This window comes from Teichococcus vastitatis (assembly GCF_003604215.1).
In the GTDB taxonomy this organism is placed as follows: Bacteria; Pseudomonadota; Alphaproteobacteria; order Acetobacterales; family Acetobacteraceae; genus Pseudoroseomonas; species Pseudoroseomonas vastitatis.
In genome coordinates this window covers 1-625 of record NZ_QXGS01000219.1, presented here as the reverse complement: position 1 = coordinate 625, position 625 = coordinate 1, and the positions used below count along the sequence as shown (strand labels likewise).

At 65.3% G+C, this 625-nt stretch carries 1 protein-coding gene; it reads right to left on the bottom strand.

What is annotated here, in order from left to right; translation table 11 throughout:
- Positions 1-34: 34 nt before the first annotated feature.
- The coding region (locus tag D2K64_RS23995) for an IS3 family transposase (RefSeq protein WP_120010936.1) at positions 35-625 on the bottom strand (591 nt) is incomplete at its 5' end.

Genomic DNA, 625 nt, shown 5'->3' with positions numbered 1-625 from the left:
CTGGTCCGCCCATAGGGAGAGCTTCCCGGCTTCATCAGCGGCCCTTCTGGGCTGCTTTGGCAGCAAATTCCTGGGGCGTCAGGTGCCTCAGGGCACTGTGAGGACGGCACGCATTGTAGTCCCGTCTCCAGGCCTCGATCTTGCTCCTGGCGTCCTCCAGCGACAAGAACCAATGCGTGTCCAGGCATTCGTCGCGCAGGCGGCCGTTGAAGCTTTCCACGAACCCGTTGTCGGTCGGCTTGCCCGGGCGGGAGAAGTCCAGCGTCACGCTGCGCTCATAGGCCCAGCGATCCAGTGCCTTCGACACGAACTCCGGGCCGTTATCGACCCTGATCCGTTCCGGCGCACCACGGTGTTCCGCGATCCGCTCGACCGCCTGCACCACCTGCTCGCCCCGGATGCCACCGTCCACGACAATCGCGAGTGCCTCCCGGGTATCGTTGTCTACCAGCGTCAGGGCGCGGATCCGGCGCCCGTCGAACAGGGCATCGGAAACGAAGTCCATCGACCACTGCTGGTTCGGCCTGACCACAACCTCCCGTTCCATCCGTCGTGCCGCAGTGACGTGCCGTCGCGGGCGCTTGCGCCGCAGGCTCAGACCTTCAAGACGGTACAGCCGGTAGAC